The organism is Caulobacter sp. Root343 (genome assembly GCF_001425745.1).
Lineage (GTDB): Bacteria > Pseudomonadota > Alphaproteobacteria > Caulobacterales > Caulobacteraceae > Caulobacter.
The window spans coordinates 32,187-56,228 of record NZ_LMDF01000002.1 but is presented as its reverse complement, the minus strand read 5'-3'; the positions used below and the strand labels follow the sequence as shown (position 1 = coordinate 56,228).

The 24,042-nt window shown below is 69.0% G+C and carries 22 protein-coding genes and 1 tRNA gene; 10 read left to right on the top strand and 13 right to left on the bottom strand.

Features of this window, described 5'->3' with window-relative positions:
* Positions 1-52: 52 nt before the first annotated feature.
* Genes ASC70_RS02795 through cysS form a run of 3 tightly spaced genes read right to left on the bottom strand, consistent with a single transcriptional unit; the run spans position 53 to position 2,388 of the window.
* Complete coding sequence (locus tag ASC70_RS02795) at positions 53-514, bottom strand: iron-sulfur cluster assembly scaffold protein (protein ID WP_056046314.1); 462 nt, start codon at positions 512-514, stop codon at positions 53-55.
* Positions 515-521: 7 nt separating this feature from the next.
* Positions 522-983: an SRPBCC domain-containing protein gene (locus tag ASC70_RS02790; protein ID WP_056046312.1), complete on the bottom strand. Its 462-nt coding sequence runs from the start codon at positions 981-983 to the stop codon at positions 522-524.
* A 13-nt stretch (positions 984-996) separates the two neighbouring features.
* Entirely contained in the window at positions 997-2,388 is a 1,392-nt protein-coding gene (cysS, locus tag ASC70_RS02785) for a cysteine--tRNA ligase (protein WP_056046309.1), read from the bottom strand.
* A 180-nt stretch (positions 2,389-2,568) separates the two neighbouring features.
* On the opposite strand from cysS, the gene folE reads away from it, so the two are divergent.
* A complete protein-coding gene (folE, locus tag ASC70_RS02780) occupies positions 2,569-3,204 on the top strand; it encodes a GTP cyclohydrolase I FolE (RefSeq protein WP_056046307.1) in 636 nt (211 codons plus the stop codon).
* A gap of 136 nt (positions 3,205-3,340) precedes the next feature.
* On the opposite strand, the gene ASC70_RS02775 is transcribed toward folE, so the two are convergent.
* Positions 3,341-4,225 carry a DUF817 domain-containing protein gene (locus tag ASC70_RS02775; protein WP_056046305.1) on the bottom strand — a complete coding sequence of 295 codons (885 nt, stop codon included), beginning with the start codon at positions 4,223-4,225 and terminating at the stop codon, positions 3,341-3,343.
* Positions 4,226-4,367: 142 nt separating this feature from the next.
* Here ASC70_RS02775 and hisI point away from each other — a divergent pair, with 142 nt between their 5' ends.
* A complete protein-coding gene (gene hisI, locus ASC70_RS02770; RefSeq protein ID WP_056046303.1) occupies positions 4,368-4,766 on the top strand; it encodes a phosphoribosyl-AMP cyclohydrolase in 399 nt (132 codons plus the stop codon).
* On the opposite strand, the gene ASC70_RS02765 is transcribed toward hisI, so the two are convergent.
* Positions 4,724-5,797, bottom strand: a complete 1,074-nt coding sequence (locus ASC70_RS02765) for an acyltransferase (protein WP_056046302.1) — start codon at positions 5,795-5,797, stop codon at positions 4,724-4,726. The two genes, hisI and ASC70_RS02765, sit on opposite strands and share 43 nt — an antisense overlap.
* 55 nt (positions 5,798-5,852) lie before the next feature.
* Here ASC70_RS02765 and ASC70_RS02760 point away from each other — a divergent pair, with 55 nt between their 5' ends.
* Complete coding sequence (locus tag ASC70_RS02760; RefSeq protein ID WP_056046299.1) at positions 5,853-6,479, top strand: LysE family translocator; 627 nt, start codon at positions 5,853-5,855, stop codon at positions 6,477-6,479.
* 85 nt (positions 6,480-6,564) lie between these two features.
* Complete coding sequence (locus ASC70_RS25855; protein ID WP_369815066.1) at positions 6,565-6,642, top strand: hypothetical protein; 78 nt, start codon at positions 6,565-6,567, stop codon at positions 6,640-6,642.
* Here the strand turns inward: ASC70_RS25855 and ASC70_RS02755 are convergent.
* Positions 6,639-8,354, bottom strand: a complete 1,716-nt coding sequence (locus ASC70_RS02755) for an alkaline phosphatase (RefSeq protein WP_056046298.1) — start codon at positions 8,352-8,354, stop codon at positions 6,639-6,641. The two genes, ASC70_RS25855 and ASC70_RS02755, sit on opposite strands and share 4 nt — an antisense overlap.
* A 206-nt stretch (positions 8,355-8,560) precedes the next feature.
* Here ASC70_RS02755 and ASC70_RS02750 point away from each other — a divergent pair, with 206 nt between their 5' ends.
* The 5 genes from ASC70_RS02750 to ASC70_RS02730 all read left to right on the top strand — a co-directional run bounded on the left by ASC70_RS02750 (position 8,561) and on the right by ASC70_RS02730 (position 12,116).
* Positions 8,561-9,625 (top strand): RluA family pseudouridine synthase, encoded by a 1,065-nt coding sequence (locus tag ASC70_RS02750; RefSeq protein WP_369815057.1) that lies wholly within the window; start codon positions 8,561-8,563, stop codon positions 9,623-9,625.
* A gap of 110 nt (positions 9,626-9,735) precedes the next feature.
* Positions 9,736-10,473, top strand: a complete 738-nt coding sequence (locus ASC70_RS02745) for a hypothetical protein (RefSeq protein ID WP_056046294.1) — start codon at positions 9,736-9,738, stop codon at positions 10,471-10,473.
* Positions 10,474-10,563: 90 nt separating this feature from the next.
* Positions 10,564-11,406, top strand: a complete 843-nt coding sequence (locus ASC70_RS02740) for an MBL fold metallo-hydrolase (protein WP_056046293.1) — start codon at positions 10,564-10,566, stop codon at positions 11,404-11,406.
* 84 nt (positions 11,407-11,490) lie between these two features.
* Positions 11,491-11,910 (top strand): PaaI family thioesterase, encoded by a 420-nt coding sequence (locus ASC70_RS02735; RefSeq protein ID WP_056046292.1) that lies wholly within the window; start codon positions 11,491-11,493, stop codon positions 11,908-11,910.
* Between the two features lie 116 nt (positions 11,911-12,026).
* Positions 12,027-12,116 (top strand) — tRNA-Ser (locus ASC70_RS02730).
* A 67-nt stretch (positions 12,117-12,183) separates the two neighbouring features.
* Here ASC70_RS02730 and ASC70_RS02725 read toward each other — a convergent pair.
* The gene (locus ASC70_RS02725) at positions 12,184-12,558 is read right to left on the bottom strand and encodes a hypothetical protein (RefSeq protein WP_156396106.1); all 375 of its coding nucleotides are present in this window, start codon (positions 12,556-12,558) and stop codon (positions 12,184-12,186) included.
* A 263-nt stretch (positions 12,559-12,821) separates the two neighbouring features.
* On the opposite strand from ASC70_RS02725, the gene ASC70_RS02720 reads away from it, so the two are divergent.
* A complete protein-coding gene (locus ASC70_RS02720; protein WP_056046290.1) occupies positions 12,822-13,649 on the top strand; it encodes a DNA adenine methylase in 828 nt (275 codons plus the stop codon).
* Here ASC70_RS02720 and ASC70_RS02715 read toward each other — a convergent pair whose 3' ends face one another.
* From ASC70_RS02715 to ptsP, 6 genes are all read right to left on the bottom strand, one after another.
* Positions 13,650-14,072, bottom strand: coding sequence for a response regulator transcription factor (locus ASC70_RS02715; protein ID WP_056046288.1), 423 nt, complete (start codon positions 14,070-14,072; stop codon positions 13,650-13,652).
* Positions 14,073-14,084: 12 nt separating this feature from the next.
* Positions 14,085-17,282: a PAS domain S-box protein gene (locus ASC70_RS02710; protein WP_056046286.1), complete on the bottom strand. Its 3,198-nt coding sequence runs from the start codon at positions 17,280-17,282 to the stop codon at positions 14,085-14,087.
* A gap of 155 nt (positions 17,283-17,437) precedes the next feature.
* Complete coding sequence (locus ASC70_RS02705; RefSeq protein WP_056046284.1) at positions 17,438-18,151, bottom strand: DUF6445 family protein; 714 nt, start codon at positions 18,149-18,151, stop codon at positions 17,438-17,440.
* Complete coding sequence (locus ASC70_RS02700) at positions 18,148-19,740, bottom strand: tryptophan halogenase family protein (RefSeq protein WP_056046283.1); 1,593 nt, start codon at positions 19,738-19,740, stop codon at positions 18,148-18,150. The genes ASC70_RS02705 and ASC70_RS02700 overlap by 4 nt, the downstream gene beginning before the upstream one ends.
* 24 nt (positions 19,741-19,764) lie before the next feature.
* On the bottom strand, positions 19,765-21,510 hold the full coding sequence (gene nagE / locus ASC70_RS02695; protein WP_056046281.1) for an N-acetylglucosamine-specific PTS transporter subunit IIBC: 1,746 nt from the start codon (positions 21,508-21,510) through the stop codon (positions 19,765-19,767).
* A 5-nt stretch (positions 21,511-21,515) separates the two neighbouring features.
* On the bottom strand, positions 21,516-24,032 hold the full coding sequence (gene ptsP, locus ASC70_RS02690) for a phosphoenolpyruvate--protein phosphotransferase (protein WP_369815055.1): 2,517 nt from the start codon (positions 24,030-24,032) through the stop codon (positions 21,516-21,518).
* Positions 24,033-24,042: the final 10 nt, after the last annotated feature.

Genomic DNA, 24,042 nt, shown 5'->3' with positions numbered 1-24,042 from the left:
CCGGCGCGCGACTTATGTTGCAGTGCGGTTACACACGCCCTCGGGGGAGGGATCAAGCCGCGCCGGCGGTGCTAGTTCGCGTTTCGGAGACAGCTGTGGCCTTCCGGACAGCCTCCACCGTCGCTTCGAACGCCAACAGCGTCGAAGCGTGACGGGCGGGATAGTCCTTGACCGGCTCCAGCACGGCGAGCTCCGCAAACCGGCCCGCAGGAGGCGAACCGTTCGTTTTAAGCATAGCGCGCAGAGAGTCCCGAGCCAACTCGATGTCGGAAAGTTCCGCGCCGACGACGTTCGCGCCCAGAATGGCCGCCGCCGCCTGGCCCAGGGCGCAGGCCGAAACCTCCTGGGCGTAGTCGACGACCTTACCGTCCTGGACCACCACGTCGACGGTGATCTTGCTGCCGCACAGCTTGGCGACCTTCTCGGCGCTGGCGTCAGGCGCGGCCAGGCGGCCGGCGCGCGGCATGTTGGCCACGAGCCCCAGGATCCGGGCGCTGTAGAGGTCGTCGATCATCGCGCTCTTAGATGGGGTTCTTCTGGCGCTCGGACCAGATCACCTCGGCGCGGTCGCGGACGGCCTCGCCCATCTCGGTGAATGCGACCTTCAGCTTGCGACGCTCGTCGCGGCTGACGAAGCGCAGCAGCAGCCCCATGAACAGCTCGCCGTTCGAGAAGGTCGAATTGTTCGGCCCCATGCTCTCGATCTCGAGATAACGGATCGCCGTCACGAAGCCGCCCAGGCGGGTCGAGCGCCAGTGCAGCTGCTCGTACGGCACCCAGTCCTGGACCATCGGCGCGACGACCTTGGCCGGCTCGCCGGGCAGGTGCTGCTCCAGGGTCAGGGCCGTGCCGATCTTCATCTGCCCCTCGGCCTTGCGGTAGAGCGGGTTCCAGTCCTTCCAGGTCGCGAAGTCGGAGATGACCTCCCAGACGACCTCGGCGGGGGCCTGGACCCCGATACGGTGTTCGACGGCGCGCTTCATCGGCTCGCTACCCTTAGTCCTTCATCCGCCAGGTCGCGCCGGCGGGTCCGTCCATGACAACGACGCCCAGGGCGTCCAGTTCGGCGCGGATGGCGTCGGCGGCGGCCCAGTCCTTGGCGGCGCGCGCGGCCAGGCGCTTGGCCAGCAGGTCCTCGACCTGGGCCTTCAGCTCGTCCGACGCGTCACCCTCGAACCAGGCGTCGGGATCGGCCTGCAGGAATCCCAGCAGGGCGCCAGCCTCCAGCAGGCGAGCCTTGTTGGCCGCGATGGCGACGGTGTCGCCGGCCGTCACGGCCTTTTCGATCAGGCTCGACACCTCGAAGAAGCTCGATACCGCCAGCGGCGTGTTGAGGTCGTCCATCAAGGCGGAGATCGTTTCCTCCGGGGCCTCCATGGCCTGGTCCATCGGCACGTCCTTGGCGCGACGCAGGGCGCCGTACAGGCGGTCCAGCGACTTGCGCGACTGCTCGATCAGTTCCGGCGTCCAGTCCAGCGGCTGGCGGTAGTGGGCCGACAGCAGCGCCCAGCGGATCACCTCACCCGGAACCGTCTTCAGCAGTTCGTGCGGGATGATCACATTGCCCAGGCTCTTGGACATCTTCTCCCCGCTCATGTCGAGGAAGCCGTTGTGCATCCAGTAGTTGGCCAGCACCGGCAGGTCATGGGCGCAGCGGCTCTGGGCCACTTCGTTCTCGTGGTGCGGGAAGGTCAGGTCGATGCCGCCGGCGTGGATGTCGATCGTCTTGCCCAGCGCCTTGTCGATCATGGCCGAGCACTCGATGTGCCAGCCCGGACGGCCCGCGCCCCAGGGGCTTTGCCACTCGGGCTCGTTTTCCTTGGACGGCTTCCACAGCACGAAGTCGGCCGGGTGGCGCTTGTACGGCGCGACCTCGACGCGGGCCCCGGCGATCATCTCGTCCAGGTCGCGGCCCGACAGCTGGCCGTAGTCCGGGAAGCTCTGGGTGTCGAACAGCACGTGGCCCTCGGCGGCGTAGGCCTTGCCGTTGTCGACCAGCTTGCCGATCATCTCGACGATGGCGTCGATATGGTCGGTGGCCTTGGGCTCGAGATCGGGACGCAGAGCCCCCAGCGCGTCGGCGTCCTGGTGATAGGCGGCGAGATAGCGGTCGGTGATGACCTTGATCGCCACGCCCTCGTCGGCGGCCTTCTTGTTGATCTTGTCGTCCACGTCCGTGACGTTGCGCGCATAGACCACCGCCTCCTCGCCATAGAGGTGGCGCAGCACGCGATACAGCACGTCGAACACCACGACGGGCCGGAAATTGCCGATGTGGGCGTGGTTGTAGACCGTCGGACCGCAGACATACATCGTCACCCGCTTGGGATCGGCCGGAACGAAGTCGCGCTTCTCGCGCGTCATGGTGTCGTGGATCTTCAGGGTCATTGGGTCGCGGCAACCTGACGTAACGGAGGTGTTGCCCCCGGAGGGGGCCGGCCCCATATAGCTAGGACGCGCCCTGATCACCACGTCTGTTTGGTGCAGGAGGCGCGACGGGTGGCACGCGTCATTCCGGAGCGACAGGCGCTCCGGCGCAACTCAGCCCGGGAAGAACCTCCTCACAACATGGACGCACTGACCCGCGAGCGAACCCTGATCGGTACGGACGACACCGGTCTTGATCTTGAACCCGCCCAGCGCCCCACCAAAGACGAGGCCATGGCCGCGGTGCGGACCCTGCTGGCCTGGGCCGGCGACAATCCCGACCGCGAAGGCCTGCTCGACACGCCCGAGCGCGTCGTCGAGGCCTATGGCGAATGGTTCGCCGGCTATCACGGCGATCCGGCCAAGGAGCTGTCGCGCACCTTCGAGGACGTGCAGGGCTATGACGACATGGTCATGCTGCGCGGCATCGACGTGCAGAGCCATTGCGAACACCACATGGCGCCGTTCCTGGGCAAGGCCTGGGTGGCCTACATGCCGACCGGCAAGGTCGTCGGCCTGTCCAAGCTGGCGCGCCTGGTCGAGATCTTCGCCAAGCGTCTCCAGACCCAGGAGACCATGACCATGCAGATCGCCGACGCCATCGAGGACCACCTCTCGGCGGCCGGCGTCGCCGTGCTGATCGACGCCGAGCACCAGTGCATGAGCACCCGCGGCGTGCGTCACCACGACGTCTCGACGATCACCACCCAGTTCCGCGGCGTGTTCAAGACCGACAAGGTCCTGCAGCAGCGGTTCATGGATCTGGTGCGGAAGTAGGTCGGATCAAAATGCTCCCCCGCGAGCGGGGGAGCTGTCGCGGAGCGACTGAGGGGGCGAATGCTGCCTAGGCCGAGCAGGCCCCCTCCGGCCCTCTGGGCCACCTCCCCCGCGACGCGGGGGAGGATCTGAGGCGCTAAGCCGCCGCCCTGATCCCCTCGCGGAGCTTGGCCACGCACGCATCCACCGGCCGGTGGGTCAGGGTCACCAGCACGAAGCTGATCAGCATCAGCAGGTACCAGGCGCCCATCTTCTCGATCGGCACCATCGTCCAGCCGTCGCGCTGGCTGGGATAGATCCAGGCGCCGGCGAAGGTGCCCAGGTTCTCGGCGAACCAGATGAACAGCGACACCAGCACGAAGCCCATCAGCATCGGCATCCTCCGAGCCGTCTTGTCGGGCGTGAACACGAACCAGCTGCGCCCGAACAGGATCGCCGACAGGGCGAACAGGCCCACGCGGATGTCGGTCACATAGTGGTGGGTGAAAAAGTTGGCGTAGATCAGCACCGCCAGGATGTGGGTGCTCCAGAACGGCGGATAGCGCTGGAAGGTGATGTCGAACAGGCGCCAGGCCCGGGCGATGTAGCTGCCGACACAGGCGTACATGAAGCCGGTGAACAGCGGCACGTCGCCGATCCTCAGAAGGCTGGGCTCGGGATAGATCCACGAGCCGTGTGCGGTCTTGAACAGCTCCATGACCGTGCCGACGACATGGAAGATGAAGATCACCAGCGCCTCGTCCCAGCGCTCCAGCTTCAGGGCCAGCAGGGCGGCCTGGATGGCGACCGACGCGAGAACCAGGAAATCGTAGCGGGCGATGGCGGCGTGCTCGGGCCACAACAGCTTGGTGCCGACCAGCAGGGCCAGCATCAGCGCGCCGAACAGGCAGGCCCAGGCCTGCTTCAGCCCGAACAGCAGGAACTCGTAGGCATAGCCGTTCCAGCGCGAGCGCAGCGCCCAGGGCCGGGCCCGAGCGTCCAGCGCCGCGACGGCGGCCTTGATGCGGTCTTTCAGATTCATCGCGTCCCCTAGAGCGCGTCAGGCGAAAGTGTGCGCGGTTTCGCCGCCAGACGCGCTCTATGTAAAGAACAGAGCCTGCTCAGGCAGGCTCTGCGGGCGGGGAAGCTAGCGCAGGCTCCTCCCCTGCGCCATATGTGGCGCCATGAGCACCGACCTGTTCCCCGAAGCCCACAACAAGCACGACCTGGAGCGCGGAACCGCCCTCGCGCCGCGCTTCAACGCCGACGGCCTGGTCGTGGCGGTGGCCCAGCACGCCGACACCGGCGAGATCCTGATGCTGGCCTGGATGAACGATCAGGCCTTGAAGCTGACGGTCGAGACGAGCATCGCCCACTATTTCAGCCGCTCGCGCGACGAACTCTGGAAGAAGGGCGAGACCAGCGGTCAGCTACAGGACGTCGTCGAGCTGCGGGTCGACTGCGACCAGGACGCGGTGCTGCTGAAGGTGCGCCCGCGCGGCGACGGCGGCGCTTGCCACGTCGGTTTCCGCTCGTGCTTCTACAGGGTGCTGGAGGACGGGGCGCTGGTCGAGAGGCCCTGAACCTCACCCCCGAGACGCTTCTTGCGAAGCGCCTTCGCCGCCCAAGGCTCGAACCAGCGATGCGCCGCCCAGGCCGCGCCCAGCGCCAGCGGGATCGCCAGAGCGTTGACGCTCCAGCGCGCCCAGCCGTCGGGCAGGCCGCGCGCCAGGTCGTCCAGACCCCGGATGATCGGAATGTGCAGGGCATAGAGGGCGTAGGAGGCCCCCGCCAGGCCGTCGAGCAACGGACGCAGCCGCCCGACCGTCGCCTGAACCGTCACTTGGGCCGCCGAGGCGACCAGCAGCGGAAGGATCGCGAGCGCCGCCACCAAATCGAAGGCGGCGCGCGCGCCTTCCGGAACCGGCGGCGATAGAACCAGGACCACCGCCGCCAGGATCGCGATGATCGGCGCGGCCGGCACTTTCAGGCGCCGTTCGGCCGCCAACCGGGCCAGCAGCACGCCGGCGAAGAAGCCGAAGATCACGCGCGGCGCGCCGGTCCACCACGTATGGCCATCGTGTCCCAGCGAGCCGGTCCCTCGCGCGACGACCAGCACGGCATGGGCCACGCCGCCAGCCAGGACCAGCAGCACCAGCCGGCGCGTCGTCAGCCACGGCGCGACGAAGGCATAGACTAGATTGGCCGCCAACTCCCACATCAGCGACCACTGGGGCCCGTTCAGCGGGAAAGCGTCGCTGCCCGCGGTGAAGGGAACGAAGACCAGGCCAAACATCATCAGCACGACCATCGAGGTCGGATCCCTGCCCCGGGCCAACCAGATCGCCGCGCCCAGCAGCAGGCCCAGCAGCGCCATCGGATAGAGACGCTTCAGCCGCCGGATCATGAAGCGCGCGCCCTCGCCCGCCGCCAAGCCCGCGCCGTAGGCCCGCGCCAGCACGAAACCACTGATCACGAAGAACAGGTCGACGGCCAGATAGCCGTGCGCCAGCGCCGCCTGCGGCAGGGCCAGGCCTCGCGCGTGGTAGGCCAGAACCAGCAGGGCGGCCAGGCCGCGAAGGGCGTCCAGGCCTGGGATGCGGCTTGCGGTCATGGGCCTAGCAGACCATGGATTGGTTGAAGAAAGCTCTTTCGGAGACGCGCGGCCGATGACGACCCAAGAGGCGCTGATCGCCTTCAGCCTGGCCGCCGGCCTGCTGACCCTGACCCCCGGTCTCGACACCGCCCTCGTCATCCGCACCGCCGCCGCCGAGGGCCCGCGACGGGCGGCGGGAGCCGCGATCGGCATCGGCCTGGGTTGCCTGGTCTGGGGCGCGGCGGCCTCGTTCGGCGTCGGGGCGCTGCTGACCGCGTCCGAACTGGCCTACAGGGTGCTGAAATGGGCCGGGGCGGCCTATCTCGCCTGGACCGGGGTCCGGATGATCCTCAAGCCGCGCGACCGGTTCGAGCCGGGGGAAATGAGCGCCGTCGACGCCGGCCCGCTCACCGCCATGCACCGGGGCCTGCTGACCAACCTGCTCAATCCCAAGGTCGGGATCTTCTACGTGTCGTTCCTGCCCCAGTTCATGCCGGCCGGCGTCGATCCGGCGCGGTTTGGCCTGCTGCTGACCTCGATCCACGTGGTCGAGGGCCTGCTATGGTTCGCCGCCCTGATCGCCGCGACCGTGCCAATCGCCGGCCTGCTGCGCGAGGCCGCGGTGGTGCGTTGGCTGGACCGGATCACCGGCGGGGTCTTCGTGGCGTTCGGGCTGAGGTTGGCGCTGGAGCGGCGGTAGGAAAGATAACTCTCCTTCCCATTAGGGGGAGGTGGATCGCTGCGAATACGCAGCGAGACGGAGGGGGTCGCGGAAGCGGTATTGAATTCGCCGCCTCACAGGGCCCCTCCACCGGCGTTCGCCGGTCCCCCTCCCCCAGAGGGGGAGGAAAGATACTCCTTAGATCTCCTTCAGCGCCTCGACCCCGCCACCGCCGGCCGGCGTCACCACGAAGCGCTTCAGCACGCTGGTCTCGTAGGTCGGCTCGAAGATCGTCGACACCGCCACCAGCTCGCCCGTCGCCTTGCCGTGCTCCAGGGTCAGCAGCAGGAAGCCCTTGGCGCTGGGGTGGACGTATTTCACTTCCTTGTTCCGCCGCACGAAGGCCTCGCCCAGCGGCACGTCGGGCAGGACGTCGCCATAGCCTGGCGAGGTGACCGAGGTCGCGCCGAACTCGGCCGCCACGCGGGTCTTGCCCGCGTCGTCCCACAGCTCGTTGGCCCAGAACATGTGACTGTCGCCCGCCAGCACGATCGGCCGGGCCTTGGCCGCCGTAAGAATGTCGTAGACCCGCTGGCGATCGGCCGGATAACCGTCCCAGGCGTCCAGGTTCGAAGGGATGTCATAGGCCGACATCGACACCGTCTGGGCGACGCGCTTGCGGACATATTCGGGCAGCTTGGCCAGCAGGGCGGCGAACGTCTCCTCACCCATGGTCGCCTTCAGGTCCGGGGCCGCGACGCGGGCCATGACCACCTGGTTGCCCAGCACCTGCCAGGCGGTGTTGGCCTTGACCGAGGCGCCGACCTGCGAGGCCAGCCACTGCTCCTGGCCCTCGCCCATCATCCGGTGGGCGCCGTCCTTCCACTTGGCGGTGAAGGCGGCGACGTCGGGCTTGCCGTCGACCATCGGCATGTCGACATCGTAGTCCAGTTCGTGGGTGCGGGCCGACAGCCGCGTCTCGACCATCAACAGGCTGGCGACATCGCCGAACTGGAAGCCGCGCCAAGCCGCCTCGGGAAGGCTGCCCGGCCCGGTGTCGGCGATCGGCATCCACTCGTAGTAGGCCTTCAGGGCGGCGGCCTTGCGCGCGGCCCAGTCGCCTTCCGTCTTGGGATCGTGGTTCTCGGCCCCGCCGATCCAGCTGTTGTCGGCGGTCTCGTGGTCGTCCCAGACCACGATCCACGGCGCGCGAGCGTGGGCGGCCTGGGTGGCGGGGTCGGTCTTGCACTGGGCGTGGCGGCGGCGATAGTCGTCCAGCGTCACGATCTCGTGGACCGGGTCGGGCATGCGCGTCTTCGAGACCGGCGACTTCATGCCGTAGTCGCCCGGCGCGCCGCCATACTCGTAGATGTAGTCGCCCAGGTGCACGACCGCGTCGACGCGCGGCAGCTTGGCGATGGCGTCGTAGGCGTTGAAGTAGCCGTGCGGATATAGGCTGCAGGAGACCACCGCCAGGACGACGTCCTTGGTCTTGCCGGCCGGCAGGGTGCGGGTGCGTCCAACCGGCGAGGTCGCGACGCCGCCCTCCTGGTTGCGGGCCTTGAAGCGGTACCAGTACTCGGTCCCCGGCTTCAGCCCGTTGCCGTCCATGTCGTGCTTGACCGTCCAATCGCGGCTGGCGCGGGCGCGCAGGCCCATGCTGGTGTTGATCATCGTCTTGAAGTCCGGATCGGCGGCGACCTCAAGATCCAGGTCGATATCACCGGTCGTGGCCTGCTTGGGCGTCACCCGGGTCCAGAAGATCACTGAATGCGCGTCGGGATCGCCGCTGGCCACCCCGTGCTCGAACGCCACCGGGCCCTTGTACCAGTTGATCGGGGCGGCGGCGGCCTCACTGGCGGCGGCGCCCGACAGGCCCAGCAGGCCCAGAACCTTGCGGCGGTCGATGGTCATGAATTGCCCTCCAGGCGCGGCCTCGCGGTCCACGCCGTCCGCACGAAACAACAGGATGGAGGCGACTGTCGAGCCGCGACCGGCGGATCGGCGGTCGACAGCGCGGTGGTGCGGAACGCCCGCATCGACTATCCCGTCTGAACGATATTCGACCTCGGCCGTAGGCATGCGGCGTGTCGGCGACGCGACGAGTGTGTGACGGAGCGATGAAACCCCCAGTGGACGACAGGTCGGAAGACAGACTCGACGACGAGATCCTGGACGAGGGCGCCTCGGAAACGGATGGTCCGGAGGAAGGCCAGCTGCTGACCGCCGACCTGCCGGACGCCCTGGCCGGCCAGCGCCTCGACAAGGTCCTGGCCCCGCTGTTCCCCGACCTGTCGCGCGCCCGCCTGCAGGCCCTGATCGGCGAGGGCCGCCTCTCGCTGGACGGCCAGCCGATCACTGACGCCGCGCGCAAGGCCCGGACCGGGACCTACACCCTGCTGGTGCCGCCCCCGACCCCGGCCGAGCCCGAGCCCGAGGCCATCCCGCTGACCGTCCTTTACGAGGACCAGCACCTGATCGTGGTCGACAAGCCGGCCGGCATGGCCGCCCACCCGGCGCCGGGCAGCCTGACCGGCACCCTGGTCAACGCCCTGCTGCACCACTGCGGCGACAGCCTGTCGGGTGTCGGCGGTGTGGCGCGGCCAGGCATCGTCCACCGGCTGGACAAGGACACCTCGGGCGTCATGGTCGCGGCCAAGACGGACGCGGCGCACAAGGGCCTGTCGGCGCTGTTCTCGACCCACGACATCGACCGCCTCTACATCGCCCTGACGCGCGGCGCGCCGTCGCCCGCCATCGGCACGATCGAGACTCGCCTGGGCCGCTCGCCGACCGACCGCAAGAAGATGGCGGTGCTGAAGTCCGGCGGTCGCGAGGCGATCACCCACTACACGGTCGAGGCCGTGTTCGGATCTCAAGGCAATCGGCCGAGCGACAAGCCGCTGGCCGCCCGCGTCGCCTGCCGGCTGGAGACGGGCCGCACCCACCAGATCCGCGTCCACATGGCCAGCAAGGGCTCGCCCTGCCTGGGCGATAGCGTCTATGGCGCCAGTTCGCCGGCGGCGCCCGTGCGCGAGCAAATCGCGGCGGCGGGCTTGAAGCGCCAAGCGCTGCACGCGGCGGTGCTGGGTTTCGTCCATCCGATCACCGGCGAGTCCCTGCGCTTCGAAACGCCCCTGCCGCCCGACATGGCGGCGCTGGAGGAAGGGCTGAAAACCCTCTGACGCCGGAACGTCCCGGAAAATAAGCTCAGCTTGCGCCCCGGCAACAAAAGCGCCCTAATTGCGCTGGCTTGGCGCTCTAGGGTGTCAGCCCTGTCATCGTGGAGCGTACCATGCGGCCCTATCTCGCGATTATCGCCCTTCGCGCCGCAACTCTGGGCGCCGCAACCCTGGGCGCCGCAGCCGTCCTGGCCGGTCCCGCCTTCGCGACCACCGCTCCCGACGACGAAGTCATCGCCACGGCGCAAGCCAAGCCGACCGCCGCCGCCCTGGCCGCCGCCGCGGCCCAGACCCCCGCGCCGGTCGCGACCACCGCCTCCCGGCCGCTGACCACGCAGGAACAGGTCGCCGCCTTCCTCGCCGCCAATCCGACCCCGCAGTACGACGACGGCCCACGCGGCCTGCTCCCGGCCGACCGGGACGAGGACGGCAAGCGCAAGGTGCACGGCTCGATGGGCGTCTCGGTCGGCACTGGCGGCTACCGCAGCGCCTACGCCACGGCCCTGATCCCGGTGGGCGAGACCACCACGGTCGGCATCGCCGTCTCCCAGACCAACTTCGGCAAGAACGGCGGCTATATCGCCGATCCGTATGGCTACGGCCCCGGCGGCTACTATGACGGTTACGGCGGCTATGGCGGCTACGGTTACGGCCGTGGCCTGCGCGCGCGCGGCGGCGAGCGCCAGTCCGTCGCCCTGTCGGTGATGTCCGGCGGCCCCGGCCGGGGCGACAACACGCCCGACGGCTGCGCGCCCGGCTTCCGCGCCGACGGCCGCTATGTCGAGCCCCTGTGGGTCGAAGGCATGCGCGACGGGGCCCATCCGTGCGCGGCCGCCAGCCCGGCTCGCTGATCGCGAGAATCTGTTTTCCAGCGGCGCTGTTCGCTGATGTTTAACGGCTTGCGCGCCATGTTACGCGCCTCGGGCGTCTGAGGCTTATTAATGCAGCCGGAAATCTCTGCTTATCGCCATCCCTCGACAGGGACGGTGACCTACCTGATCGTCGATCCGGCTACCTTCCTCTGCGCCATCGTCGATCCGGTGCTGGACTTCGACCTGGCCACCGAGACCGTCGGCACCGGCTTCATCGACAAGATCATCGCCGACATTCGCGCCAAGGACCTGGGCCCGACCTGGATCCTCGAAACCGGCCTGCACACCGGCCACCTCTCGGCCGCCGGTCACGTGAAGTACGAGACGGGCGCCTCGATCTGCATTGGCGCCGGCGTAGTCCAGAGCCTCAAGCGCCTGGCCCCCAAGCTGGGCGAGAGCGGCGTCGACCTGGACGGCTGGGACTTCGACAAACTGGCCAAGGACGGCGAGGCCCTGCCGATGGGCGGGCTGGAGATCACCGCCATCGCCATGACCGGCCGCCTGCCCGGGGCGGTCGCCTACCGGATGGGCGATGTCGTCTTCACCGGCGACCTGCTGCTGGCGCCGGACGAAGGCGCGGGCCGTTGCGACGTCCCCGGCGCCGACCCCGGCAAGGCCTGGGACGACGCGCGCAAGTTCCTTCAGCTGCCGCCCAAGACCCGCGTCCTGCCGGGCGTTTGCGCGGCCGAGCCTCGCGAGTCGACCGTGGCCGAGGAAAAGGCCGCCAACATCCAGCTGAACGACAAGATCGACCGGCTGGACTTCATCGCCCTGCGCACCGCCGCCGACGCCTTCCTGCCCGACCCGGTGCTGGCCCCGGCCGCCCTGCGCGTGGCGGTCCGCGCCGGCCGCCTGCCGCCGGAGGCCGAAGCCGGCCCCCGCTTCCCGGCCGTCGACCTCTCCACGCTCTAGGCCTTCCGAGTCCTCTTTCGAAACCGACTTGCCTGCGGGACCATTGCCGCGCATACGGCTCGCCAACGTATGGGGACGACGACCATGGCCGAGGATTTCAGCGCCGCCCTGACGGCGGGCCAGGCCGGCTTCCTGCCTGACCTGCTGGGCCTGCAATGGCTGGAGGCGCGCTCGGGCCATGTGAAAGGCCGCTTCGACGTCGACAAGCGCCACATGGCGCCCAACGGCTTCCTGCACGCCGCCAGCGTCATCGCCCTGGCCGACTCGGCCAGCGGCTATGGCTGCCTGGTCTCCCTTCCGGAAGGCGCAACCAGCTTCACCACCATCGAGCTGAAGTCGAACTTCCTGGGCACGGCCCGCGAGGGCGGCGTGGCGGTCGAGGCCAATCTGGTCCACGGCGGCCGCAACACCCAGGTCTGGGACGCGGTCGTGACCAACGAGACGACCGGCAAGACCATCGCGCTTTTCCGCTGCACCCAGATGATTCTGCGGCCAAAGAGCTGAGGGCGAAAAAGCTTGGAGAAAGCGTCTCCGGGGGGCTTGCGTCCCGACGGCGACGCCGCTAGGTATCGCGCCCTCGACCTCGGGCGGCTTGCAAAAGCCTCCCCGAACGGCGGCCTGGAGAGGTGGCAGAGTGGTCGAATGTACCGCACTCGAAATGCGGCGTGCCTGGAAGGGCACCGTGGGTTCGAATCCCACCCTCTCCGCCACCACCCCTTAGAACGCCCGACATTCAGGCCCGGCTCTCGAGCCGCCACGATCAGCTTCGGCTCCCGATCAGGCGGTCGCTCCACGCACGCGCCTCAAGGCTAGATCGGCCTCGTCCGGCGTCGTGACGACCAGGTGCTTGCGGTTCGGGAACAACCCGTCCATCGCCTGGGCCAGCAGATAGAGATACGGGTCGCGGCTGATCAGCAAGCTCCAGGCCGGGTTCTCGACCGGGGGGAACACGGCCGCCAATCGCGAGAGATGAGACACCTCTGCGTCGTCGTCGAAGGCGCCACGGAAATCGATGATCCAGTCCCATTGGGCGACGCCGGGGTCGCGCTGGACCAGATCGATCGCCCAGGTCATCGCGATGACGGCCCTGCGAACCTCTCTCAGGTCAAGATTCAATAGTTTTCGCGCTTCATCAAGATCGTAGCGAATCAAAGTTCATCTCCGATGAAGAGACTTGGCTTCGACAAAAACTCGTAAGCGAATCCGAAAATAACATCTTCCATTTATCTTTTATATTGAAATGATAAATGAGATCTACACCTGGAAATACGTCGCCGGCTACGGGCCACGCTCTATCAATCGCATGGACCGGACGGGTATGCGTCGCCTTCGATAAACTGGCCGCGGGCCGCGATTCGCGGCGTCGCCGCCAGGTCCGCCATGATGCTCGCCCCCAGGGCCGCCGAGCCCGTCCGGTGAAGGAAAAGCGCCCCGCCCCGAGCGAGGTCCCGTCGATCCTGAAATGGACGGGCAGCAAGCGCAGCCAGGCGGCCGAGATCGTCCGCTTGGCGCCGCCGCACGCGCGCTATGTCGAGCCGTTCCTGGGCGGCGGCGCGGTGCTCTATCATCTGGCTCGCGAAGGGGCCGTGGCCAGCGACCTCTATGCGCCGCTGATCGGCTTCTGGAAGATGGCCCAGGCCGAGCCGGAGGCCCTGATCGCCGACTATGCCGACCAGTGGCGGCGGCTGCAGGAGGACCTGCCCGGCTATTTCTACGCCGTCCGCGACCGCTTCAACGCCGAGAAGCGGCCGGCCGACCTGAACTTCCTGATGCGGACCTGCGTCAACGGCATCGTCCGCTTCAGCCGCGACGGCGACTTCAACAACTCTTTCCACCTGTCGCGCAGGGGCATGCTGCCAGGCAGTTTCGCCAAGGCCGTCCAAGCCTGGTCGGCGCGCCTGCGGGGGGTGGAGTTCGTCGCGCGCGACTATCGCGAGACCCTGGCCGAAACCCGGGCCGGCGACTTCGTCTATCTCGACCCGCCCTATGCCGGGAACAAGCAGCGCTACATCGGCGGGATCGACGAGGCGGCGCTGTTCGCGGCGTTGGACGATCTGAACCGGCGCGGGGTGCGCTGGGCCCTGTCATTCGACGGCCGGCGCGGCGAGACGGTCTACCGGGCCGAGGTTCCCGAGGCGCTCTATCGGCGCAGGACGGCCCTGGTCAGCGGCTATTCGGCGGTGGCCAAGGTGCTGAACGGGCCCGTCGAAACGGTGTCCGAGGCGCTCTATCTGAGTTGGTAGCTAGTCCAGTTCCAACGGCGGACGACCACTATCCTTGGGCGCGGCGCGGAACTTCTCGGGGTTCAGCATGGCCTCGACCCGCTTGAGCAGGTCCCGCGGCCCGAACGGCTTGACCATGTAGCCGTCGGCCCCGGTTTCCATCGCCTGGCGCACGGTGGCGGCGTCGTCGCGCGCGGTCATCATCATCACCGCCGCCTTCAGCCGCTGGTGTTTCCGCAGTCGCAGGACGTCGAGGCCGGTCATGCCGGGCATGTTGATGTCCAGCAGGACGAGGTCCCAGCGCGACGCTTGCAGGGCCCTCATGCCCAGTTCCGCGGTCGCCGCCGACGAGACGTTGTAGCCCGCCTGGGCCAGCACCAGCTCGGCGAACTGGCGCACCACGGCGTCGTCATCGATGACCAGGATGGCGGCGGACGCGGACACGAGCGAGCCTCCTTAGTGCAGCCGCTGAGCGGCCTGCCGCATCGGTGCGTCGGCGGCGGCCAGATCCGCCTCCCAGCGCCGGGCGACCGCGATGGTCCGCGCGACGAGGCCGCGTGTCAAATCCAGAGCCTCGCGATGGTCGTCGCCGCCTTCGATCGCGGCCTCAAGGTCGCGGCAAGTCCGGGAGAGATCCAGGAATCCCATCATGCCCGCTGAACCGGCCAGGGCGTGGGCGTCCTCGCGCACGGCCTCGGCGTCGTCCTGCCCGAAACGGCTCTCCAGCTGGGCCAGCAGGATGGCCAGCAGCGCCCGCACGGCGGACGCGCCCATCGACTCCACCAGGTACTGGCGGGCCTCGGCGCCGGCGTCGACCGTCGGCTCGACCGCCACCGGCGCGGGGGCGCCGCGGAAGATCATCTCGAGGACCCGCTCCAACGCCCCTGGATTCAGCGGCTTGGTCAGGTGGTCGTTCATGCCCGCCGCCTCGCAGCGGGCCAGGTGTTCGGGCTGGGCGCTGGCGGTCAGGGCCACGATCGGGATCTCGGCGAACGCCTCGCCCGAGGCGCGGATCGCCCGGGTGGCGGCGAAGCCGTCCATCACCGGCATCTGGCAGTCCATCAGGACCAGTTCATACGGCCGCGCGCGCAAGGCATCGATCGCTTGCGCGCCGTCCTCGGCCAGGCCGATCTCGCAGCCGTACTTGCTGAGCAGGGCCAGCATCAGCTCGCGGTTCAGCTCGACGTCGTCGACCACCAGGATGCGGCGGCCGGTCAGGCGCAGCGGCTCGGCCTCGGGCGCGTGCTTGACGCCGCCGCCCTCGCTCGCGCCCAGCGGCAGGGCCACCTCGAACCAGAAGATCGACCCTTTGCCGACCGTACTCTCGACGCCGATCTCGCCGCCCATCAGGGTGATCAGTTGGCGCGAGATGGCCAGGCCCAGACCGGTGCCGCCGTAATGGGCCGAGACTGACGAGCCGGCCTGGACGAAGCGGTTGAACAGGCCGTCCAGCTTGCCTTCCGCTATGCCCGAGCCGGTGTCGACGATCTCGATCCGCAGGCGCGGGGCCGTGTCGTCGCCACCCACGCACGTCAGGCTGGCGGTGACGCCGCCTTTCGCGGTGAACTTCACGGCGTTGGACAGAAGATTGAGCAACACCTGGCGCAGGCGGCCAGCGTCGCCGATGACGCTGACCGGCGCGTCGGCGTCGATCATGGTCTTCAGGCGCAGATCCTTGGCCGCCGCCTGGGGTTCGAGCAGGGCCACCGTCTGGCGCAGCAGCTCGACCGGGTCGAACGGGGCCGCGTGCAGCTCCAGCGCCGCCGCCTCCAGCTTGGAGAAGTCGAGCACGTTGTCGATCACCGCGTGCAGGGCCTGGCCGGCGCCGTGAACGAGCTCGATGCGACGCTGGTCCTCGGGCGCCAGGCCCCGGCTTTCGGTCAGCAGGCGGGTGAAGCCGATGATGCTGTTCAGCGGCGTGCGCAGCTCGTGGCTCATATTGGCCAGGAAGTCGGCCTTGGAGCGCATGGCCGCCTCGGCGTCGAGGTGCGCCTGGGCCAGGGCGTCTTCCTGCAGCTTCTGGGTGGTGACGTCGCGGATCACGTCGAGGAAGCCGGTCGGCTCGCCGCTGACCTCGTCGCGGATCAGGACGGGGTTCGACTCGACCCAGATCCAATCGTCGGTTCGCTTGTGGCGCACCCGCCAGCGCACCCGGCCCGCCGGTTGGCCGGTGACCAGTCCCGCGAAGGCCGCATGCAGGGACGCGGCGTCCTCGGGATGGGTGATCGCCAGGGGCGTGTCGCCGAGCCGTTCTTCCGGGGTGTAGCCGATCACCGCCTCGCAGGCCGGCGAGACGAACGTCGAACGCCCCCGCAGATCGCTGGTGACGATGACGTCGGTCGTGTTCTCGGCCATCAGCCGGTAGCGGTTCTCGATCGCCCGGCGGGCGGTCTGGTCCTGGATCTGGGCGATGAAGTGCCGGGCCGCGCCATCGGCGCCGCGCACCAGCGACACCGACAGACGCACCCAGATCACAACGCCGTCCTTGCGGATGTAGCGCTTCTCCATCTGGTAGCGCGGGATCTCCCCGGCCAGCAGTTGCCGCAGGAACTCGAGATCGGCCTGTAGGTCGTCGGGATGGGTGATGCTCTGGAAGTCCAGCGCGCGCGCCTCGTCCGGCGGGTAGCCGACGATCTGGCAGAAGTTGTCGTTCAGCTTGACCAGCCGGCCGTCCAGATCGACCAGCGCCATGCCGATCGGGGCGTGGTGGAAGGCGTTCTCGAACAGTTCCTCCTGAGCCCGTCGCTCGGAGATGTCGTGCATCAGGGCCGTGAATTGCCAGCCGTCCTCGGTCCGCGAGGCGCTGATCGCCAGCTCGATCGGAAAGACGCTTCCGTCCCGGCGCAGGGCTGGAACCTCGACCCGCCGGCCGATCATGTCGCTTTCGCCGGTCTCCATGAAGCGCTTGAGGCCCGCCGCCCGCGCCGCGCGCTGGTCGGCCGGGATGATCACCTCGCCGATCGAACGCTCGAAGACGTCGACGGCGCTCCAGCCGAAGATCTTCTCGGCATGCTCGTTCCAGCCGGTGATGCGCCCCCGGCCGTCCATGGTGACGATCGCCTGGTGGGCGTGGGCGATGATGTTGTCGAGCCGCGCCTCGTTGGCGCGCAGGATCGATTCCAGGCGACCGCGCTGCTGGGTCTCCCAGGCCGCCCGTTCCAGGGCCTCGGTCTTCTCGGCCAGCAGCTTCTCGCGCTGGTCGAACTCCAGCTGGCGCGACATCTGGGCGCCCAGCATCGAGGCCAGCACGCGCAGGATGTCGAGGTCGTCGTCGTCGAAGGCGCCGTTGCGCTTGGAGAACACCTTCAGCACGCCCAGAAACTCGGTCGCGTGGCTCAGCGGCGCGCAGGCCATGGCGCCGTCCCCAGAGGCGACCGCGCTCTGTCCCAACTGGCCGTCGACCCGCTTCTGGCGGTCGCCGATCAGGGACCTGTCGCTGGCGGCGCGGCAGACAAGCTCGTCGCCCTCCACCAGCATGATCATCGCGCCCTTGGCGCCGGTCAGCGCGGCCAGGTGCACGACGATCGCGGCCATGAAGCCGTCGAGGTCCGGATCGGCCTCCGACAGCGCCTTCTGGGCCGAGGCCAGTCGGGTCATGCGATCGAGGCGCGCGCGCAAGGTCGCGACGTCGTCTTCGGCGATCTCGACGGCCATGACGGACTTTCGGCTTCACCGCGCGGAGAGGCGGACCGTCCATCGGTGGCGCAAAAGGGTGAAGGGCGGGTTATCCATGCTTCGTGGAGCCGCCGCCGCCACGGCCAGATCCATGCGTTCGATCGACGCACGCACGAATTTTCCGCGAAGAACAGCTAGCCCGGCTCGTACCGATAGAAGCTGTTGACCGTCAGCCGCCCCGCGCGCGGATCAAGGCTGACCGGCGTGTCGGGCAGGATCCCGGCGTGCAGCAGGCGGCTGGGATAGACGATGATCCGGTCGAAGGCCGCCTCGACGGCGCCGATCCGGTCGAACAGAGCGCTGGAGCCGGTGATGTAGCCTGGATCGATCGGGACGCGCTCGATCTGGCGGCGCAGGGCGGCGAAATAGGGCTTTGACTGGTCGGGATCGATCGTCTCCAGCCCGGTCTCGCGATGGCGGTAGAAGGCGGTGCCGCCGCGCTCGGGTCCGCACAGATAGTGCAGGATGGCCAGCTGGTTGGGCTCGGCGGTGTCGATGTGCGGCAGGCGCTGGACCACCGTCGCCTTGCTGGCCGGGGTCACCGCCATGGAGAGGGCGCAGGTCACCCCGGCCCGGCCGCCGTCGGGCGCGCCGAACACCCGCGCCATGTGAGGACGCAGCGCCCTGACCAGGGCCTGGACGTAGGGGGCAGGGGCCGGCGCGCGGACACCGGGATAGAAGTTCACGCCCGCCTTGACCGGGGCCAGCACGGCCTCGGCGGCGTGGTCGACCAGGGCCTGCCCGCCCGTCAGCAGGCCGTCGAGGACCAGCACCGGTGTGTTCTCGGTCCCGACGGTCAGGACCTCGATGCGCGGATCGGGTCGCGCCTCGAAGACCACGTCGCTCACCGCCGCACGGTCTCGGCGGCCTCGGCCATGGCTTGGTCGGGGGCCTTGCTGGAGAAGCCGTGGGCGTAGACCGCGTTCAGCAGGGCGCGGTGATCGGGCAGGCTGGACGCGGCGCGCTTGCCTGCCTCCCGCACGCGAGCGAAGTCGGCGCGAGCCAGGTCGCCATGGACGTGGGCGGCCGGATCGATCGCCGTCGGATGGCCCATGCCGTACAGAATGTACTGATAGTTGAAGTACTTGAAGCTCTCATGGAGGCTGGGGAAGTCGAACACGTTGGGCGGCCGGTGCTTCCACATGGCCAAGTGATCCTGCAGGCTCTCCGGGATCGAGGCGGGGTCGCAGTTGTCGGTCCAGAACGCGTTGTCGGTGCGCTGGCTGATGCAGTAGTGCAGCTTGATGAAGTCGATGGCCCGCAGATAGCGGTCGGTCATGGCCTGATTGAACTGGCGCGCGGCGGCCTCGAGCCCACCCCGGCGCGGCAGGTTGCGGGCCAGCATGTAGGCGGCGGCCTCGATCAGCACGATGCCGGTCGATTCCAGCGGCTCCAGGAAGCCGCCCGACAGGCCGACGGCCACGCAGTTCTTGATCCAGTGCGCCTGGCGATGGCCGACCTTCAGCGTCAGCAGGCGCGGGGTCAGGCCGTCACCCGCCTTGCCGACATAGCCGCGCAGGATCTCTTCGGCGCGCTCCTCGCTCGTGTGGCGACTGGAGAAGACATAGCCCGTACCCCGACGCTCGGGCAGGCCGATGTCCCAGGTCCAGCCGGCCTCGTGGGCGGTGGAGATTGTGGTGGTCGCCACCGGGGCGTCCGGGCGATCGTAGGGGATCTGCAGGGCCAGGGCCCGGTCGACGAACAGGGTGTCGCCCTTGTCGATCCATTCCGAACCCATGGCCTTGCCGATCAGGGCCCCGGCGAACCCCGTGCAGTCGATATAGAGATCGGCGGTCAGCTCGCCGTGCTCGGCGGTGCTGATCGAGGCGATCGAACCGTCCTCGCCCTTGTTGACCGTCGTGACATTGCCCAGCAGGTGCTTGACGCCCGTGGCCTTGCCGACGTCGCGCAGCAGGGTCGCCAGCTTGCCCGCGTCGAAGTGGTAGGCATAGGCCATCGGCCCGCCGTACTGCGGGTCGTCGATGCGCTTGGGCGCGCGGCCGGCGTCGCAGACCTTGTCCTGCAGGGTGACGGCGTCCGAGAACGGGATGTCGCCGGCCCCGCCCATCAGCCAGTAGGGCGCGAGATCCAGGCCGCCGTTCAGCAGCCGGGGCTGGGCGAACGGGTGGTAGTAGTGGCTGTGGATCCCGTCCTTGGGCGCGGTTTTCCAGTCGACGAACTTGATGCCCTGTTTGAAGGCCGCCCCGGCCCCACGCATGAACTGGGCCTCGTCGATCCCGATCGTACGCATGGTGTTCTGAATGGTCGGGAACGTCCCCTCGCCCACCCCGATGATGCCGATCTCGCTGGACTCGATCAGGGTGATGCGCACCCCGTCCGGCCGCGTGGTCCCGAGACGACGGGCCAGATAGGCGGCGGTTATCCACCCGGCCGTGCCGCCGCCCACGATCAGGATGTCGTCGATCGGCTTATCCAAAGGCGCCTCCGCTTGGCGAGCCTATCAGGCCGGCAGATGGCAGCGAACCGCCTCTCCAACCCGTTCGGCGTCGGGGCCGAGGACCACGTGCACGACCTGGTCGCCGACGCGGACCACGCCCCGCGCGCCCAGCGCCTTCAAGGCCGCTTCGTCGATCCGGGTCTGGTCGGCGAGGACCAAGCGCAGACGGCTGGAGCAGGTCCCGACCGTCCTGAGGTTGGACGCTCCACCGAGCGCGCCGACCAGAGCCTCGGCCTTGCGATCATCCTCGACGGTGGGCAGCACCGAAGGCGCGAGCTTGGCGACGGGCGACTTGGCGACGGGCGGGGGAGCGCCCATCGCGACCCGGATCTCGCCAGCGACGCCATCGGCGATCGGACCCAGCACGACCTGCAGCGCCTTGTCGGACGGCTTGACGATCCCGCGAGCGCCCAGCGCCCTCAGAGCGGGCTCGTTGACCGCGCCCTGGTCGACGACGATCAGGCGCAGGCGGGTGGTGCAGGCGTCGACGCTGGCCAGGTTGGCGGCCCCGCCGAGCGCGGCCACGAAGTCGGCCCCGCGTCCGCCGCCGGTGCTGACGCTCTGCGCGCTCGCGACGTCGTCGGCCTCGCGGCCCGGCGTCTTCAGGTCGAACTTCTGGATGAAGAACCGGAACAGGCCGTAATAGACGCCGGCATAGACCGCTCCCAAGGGCAACAGCCACAGCGGATGGGTGGCCTTGCCGAAGTTCAGCACATAGTCGAACAGGCCCGCCGAGAAGGTGAAGCCCAGCTTGATGTGCAGGGCGTTCATCAGCGCCATGGCGAAACCGGTCAGCACCGCGTGCACTGCGTAGAGCACCGGGGCCAGGAACATGAACGAGAACTCGATCGGCTCGGTGACGCCCGTCAGGAACGACGTCAGGGCCAGCGAGAACAGCATGCCGCCGACGGCCTTTTTCTTCTCCGGGCGGGCGGTGTGATACATGGCCAGGCAGGCGGCCGGCAGGCCGAACATCATGACCGGGAAGAAGCCGCTCATGAACGCCCCGGCGTTGGGGTCGTCGGCGAAGAAGCGGCGCAGATCGCCGGTCGTCCCGTGGAAGTCGCCGACCACGAACCACGCGATGTTGTTGAGGATGTGGTGCAGGCCGGTGACGATCAGGATCCGGTTCAGGAAGCCGTAGATCAGCAGGCCGAACTCGCCCGAGCCGACGATGGCCCGGCTGGCCGCGTCGACCGAACCGTTGATGGCGTCGTAGCCGAAGCCCAGCAGCACGGCCATCAGCAGGCCCGCCAGGCCCGAGATGATCGGCACGAAGCGGCGGCCGCTGAAGAAGGCCAGGTATTCCGGCAGCTTGAACTCCGAGAAGCGGTTGTAGAACAGCCCGGCGATCACGCCCGAGATGATGCCGATCGGCACGCTGAGCTTGGAGAGCGCCTTGGCCTTGTAGGCCGCCCCGGCCAGGTCCGCGTGCGCCGTGATCAGCCCCGCCGTGACCTCGGCCGGCACGTGCAGCAGGGTCTTGGCCCCCTCGCTGGCGATCAGGAAGCAGACGACGCCGGCGAGGCCGGCCGCGCCGTTGTTCTCCCGGGCCAGGCCGACGGCGACGCCGATGGCGAACAGCAGGCCGAGGTTCGAGAAGATCGCGTCGCCGGCGGCGGCGACGAAGCCGATGTTCAACAGGTCGGGCTGACCCAGGCGCAGTAGCAGGCCGGCCACGGGCAGCACCGCGATCGGCAGCATCAGGGCCCGGCCCAGCGGCTGCAGGATTTCCAGCGGAGACTTCATCGGCTTCAGGCTCCGAAGGACTTGGACAGGGCCCGGACCGCCTCGGGCGAGGTCTGGTCGAGGACTTGGGCCGCGAGACTACGGCATGTGTCGAGGGAAAGGCCACGGACCCGGGCCTTCACCTCCGGCGCGATCGACGCCGTGGTGGAAAGCTCGGTCACGCCCAGGCCCAGCAGGATCGGCACGGCGGCGAGGTCGGAGGCCAGGCCGCCGCAGACGCCGACCCAGCGATGGTGCTTCGCCGCGCCCTTGCAGGTCTGGTCGATCATCCGCAGCACCGCCGGGTGCAAGGCGTCGATGCGGGCGGCCAGCTCGGGATTGCCCCGGTCCATGGCCAGCACGTACTGGGTCAGGTCGTTGGTGCCGATCGACAGGAAGTCGGCCTCGGCGGCGATCAGGTCGGCGGTCACGGCCGCGGCCGGGGTCTCGATCATCACGCCCAACTCGATCGCCTCGACGATCCCCAGCTCGCGCTTGGCCTCGTCCAACACGGCGCGGACGGCGCGCAGTTCGTCGAGACTGGCGACCATCGGGACCATGATCTTGCACTGGCCCAGCGGCGTCACCCGTAGGATGGCGCGCAGCTGGGTCTTCAGCAGGTGCGGTCGCCACAGGCTGACGCGCACGCCGCGCAGGCCCAGGGCCGGGTTCTCCTCGGCCGGGATCGGCAGGTAGGGCGCGGCCTTGTCGCCGCCGACGTCCAGGGTGCGGATGATCAACGGTCGGCCGTCCAGGGCCGAGGCGATGGCCTGGTACTGGCGGGCCTGCTCGTCCTCATCCGGGGGCGTCTCGCGGTCCAGGAACAGGAACTCGGTGCGCAGCAGGCCCGAGCCCTCGGCCCCGTTGGCCACGGCGGCCAGGGCGTCGTTCAGTGAGCCGGTGTTGGCGAAGACCTCGATCCGGGTTCCGTCCCGGGTCACGCACGGTTGGTGGGCGGCGGCTTTGGCGGCGGCCTTGCGCTCCTGGCGCTGGGCGAGGGCGGTCTGGGCCGCTTCGAGGGCGGGGGCGTCCGGAGCGACGCGCAGCGTGCCGCTATCGGCGTCCAGGATCAGGGCCGCGCCGTCCTCGACGCTCAGCACCGCGCCGCCGACGGCGACCAGGGCCGGAATGCCCATGGCCGCGGCCAGGATGGCCACGTGTGAGGTCGGGCCGCCGCGCGCGGTGCAGAAGCCGGCGACCACGCCGGGGTCCACGCCCATCAGCTGCGAGGGCAGCAGTTCGTCGGCCAGCAGGATCGAGCCGGGCGGCAGCACCGCTTCGCCCTCCTCTTCGCCGCTGAGCGCGCGCAGGACCTGGCGCTCGAGATCCACCAGATCGTCGACACGCTCGGCCAGGCGCCGGTCGCCGAGACCGCGCAGGGCGTCGACATAGCCGCCGACCGCCTTGCGCCAGGCGAAGCCCGCGCTCTTGCCCTCGCCGATCAGGCGGCGCGCGCCGGCCGAGAGTTCCGGATCCTCCAGGAAGGCCAGGTGGGCGCCGAGGATGGCCTTGCGGGCCTTATCGCCTTTCATGGCGGCCGTTTCGATGCGGATGCGGACCGTGTCGATCGCGGCGGCCAGGGCGGCCTCCTCGTGGGCGACGCCCTCGCCGGCTTCGCGGACCACGATGTCGGCCGAGGCCAGGCGCACGGCCTTACCGATCGCCAGGCCCGGCGCGGCAAGAACGCCCTTCAGCACGCCGTCGCGCGGGAGCTCGATCGGGCCCGAGGGCGCGGCTTCGGCGACGGCCAAGGCCCGAGTGGGCGCTTGAGCCGGAACCGAACCGCCTTCGCCCATGCCGCTCTCGATCAGCTCGGCCAAGGCCAGGATCGCCGCGTCGGCGTCCACGCCGGAAGCCACCACCTGGATCGCGTCACCGTGACGGATCGCCAGCGACATCACTCCGACCGGGCTCTTGGCGCTGGCGCGGCGGTTGATGGCGACCAGCGCCACCTCGGCCACGAATTTGCGGGCCGTCTCGGCGATACGGGCGGCGGGGCGGGCGTGGATGCCGTGGACCAGCGGCACGACGACGTCACGCGCCACTTCGCCCGCGCTCTCCGGGCTGGCCGATACCGCGCCGCCAATTGGCGACAGCTCCATCAGGAAGTCGCCGACCGCGAGCTCACGGTCCTGGTCGCGGCGGACGATCCGGAAAGCGTCGAGATTGGTCACCACCACCGGGGTGATCAGGCTGCGGGCGCGCTGGGCCAGCAGGTCGAGGTCGAAGCCCAGCAGCTTGTCGCCGGCCTTCACCGCCTGGCCTTCCTCGACGAAGACCGTGAAGCCCTCGCCGTTCAGGGCCACGGTTTCCAGCCCCACATGCATCAGGATCTCGGCGCCGTTGGCCGCGCGCAGGGTCACGGCGTGGCGGGCCCGATGGACGGTCACCACCGTCGCGTCGCACGGCGCGTGCAGGGTCGAGCCCAGCGGGTCGATCGCCAGACCGTCGCCCAGCATGCGCTCGGCGAACACCGCGTCGGGCGTCTCGTCGAGCGGCGCGATCCAGCCCTTCATCGGCGCGGAGAGAACGAGATTGGACACGGGCTTTTAC

What these genes read in the sequence shown, in the direction of transcription:
- ASC70_RS02745 (WP_056046294.1), top strand. Translation starts at nt 9,736, where the DNA reads ATGCGGCCCTATCTCGCGATTATCGCCCTTCGCGCCGCAACTCTGGGC.
- hisI (WP_056046303.1), top strand. Translation starts at nt 4,368, where the DNA reads ATGAGCACCGACCTGTTCCCCGAAGCCCACAACAAGCACGACCTGGAG.
- folE (WP_056046307.1), top strand. Translation starts at nt 2,569, where the DNA reads ATGGACGCACTGACCCGCGAGCGAACCCTGATCGGTACGGACGACACC.
- ASC70_RS02765 (WP_056046302.1), bottom strand. Translation starts at nt 5,797, where the DNA reads ATGACCGCAAGCCGCATCCCAGGCCTGGACGCCCTTCGCGGCCTGGCC.
- ASC70_RS02795 (WP_056046314.1), bottom strand. Translation starts at nt 514, where the DNA reads ATGATCGACGACCTCTACAGCGCCCGGATCCTGGGGCTCGTGGCCAAC.
- ASC70_RS02750 (WP_369815057.1), top strand. Translation starts at nt 8,561, where the DNA reads ATGAAACCCCCAGTGGACGACAGGTCGGAAGACAGACTCGACGACGAG.
- cysS (WP_056046309.1), bottom strand. Translation starts at nt 2,388, where the DNA reads ATGACCCTGAAGATCCACGACACCATGACGCGCGAGAAGCGCGACTTC.
- ASC70_RS02775 (WP_056046305.1), bottom strand. Translation starts at nt 4,225, where the DNA reads ATGAATCTGAAAGACCGCATCAAGGCCGCCGTCGCGGCGCTGGACGCT.
- nagE (WP_056046281.1), bottom strand. Translation starts at nt 21,510, where the DNA reads ATGAAGTCTCCGCTGGAAATCCTGCAGCCGCTGGGCCGGGCCCTGATG.
- ASC70_RS02760 (WP_056046299.1), top strand. Translation starts at nt 5,853, where the DNA reads ATGACGACCCAAGAGGCGCTGATCGCCTTCAGCCTGGCCGCCGGCCTG.
- ASC70_RS02735 (WP_056046292.1), top strand. Translation starts at nt 11,491, where the DNA reads ATGGCCGAGGATTTCAGCGCCGCCCTGACGGCGGGCCAGGCCGGCTTC.
- ASC70_RS02710 (WP_056046286.1), bottom strand. Translation starts at nt 17,282, where the DNA reads ATGGCCGTCGAGATCGCCGAAGACGACGTCGCGACCTTGCGCGCGCGC.
- ASC70_RS02790 (WP_056046312.1), bottom strand. Translation starts at nt 983, where the DNA reads ATGAAGCGCGCCGTCGAACACCGTATCGGGGTCCAGGCCCCCGCCGAG.
- ASC70_RS02740 (WP_056046293.1), top strand. Translation starts at nt 10,564, where the DNA reads ATGCAGCCGGAAATCTCTGCTTATCGCCATCCCTCGACAGGGACGGTG.
- ASC70_RS02755 (WP_056046298.1), bottom strand. Translation starts at nt 8,354, where the DNA reads ATGACCATCGACCGCCGCAAGGTTCTGGGCCTGCTGGGCCTGTCGGGC.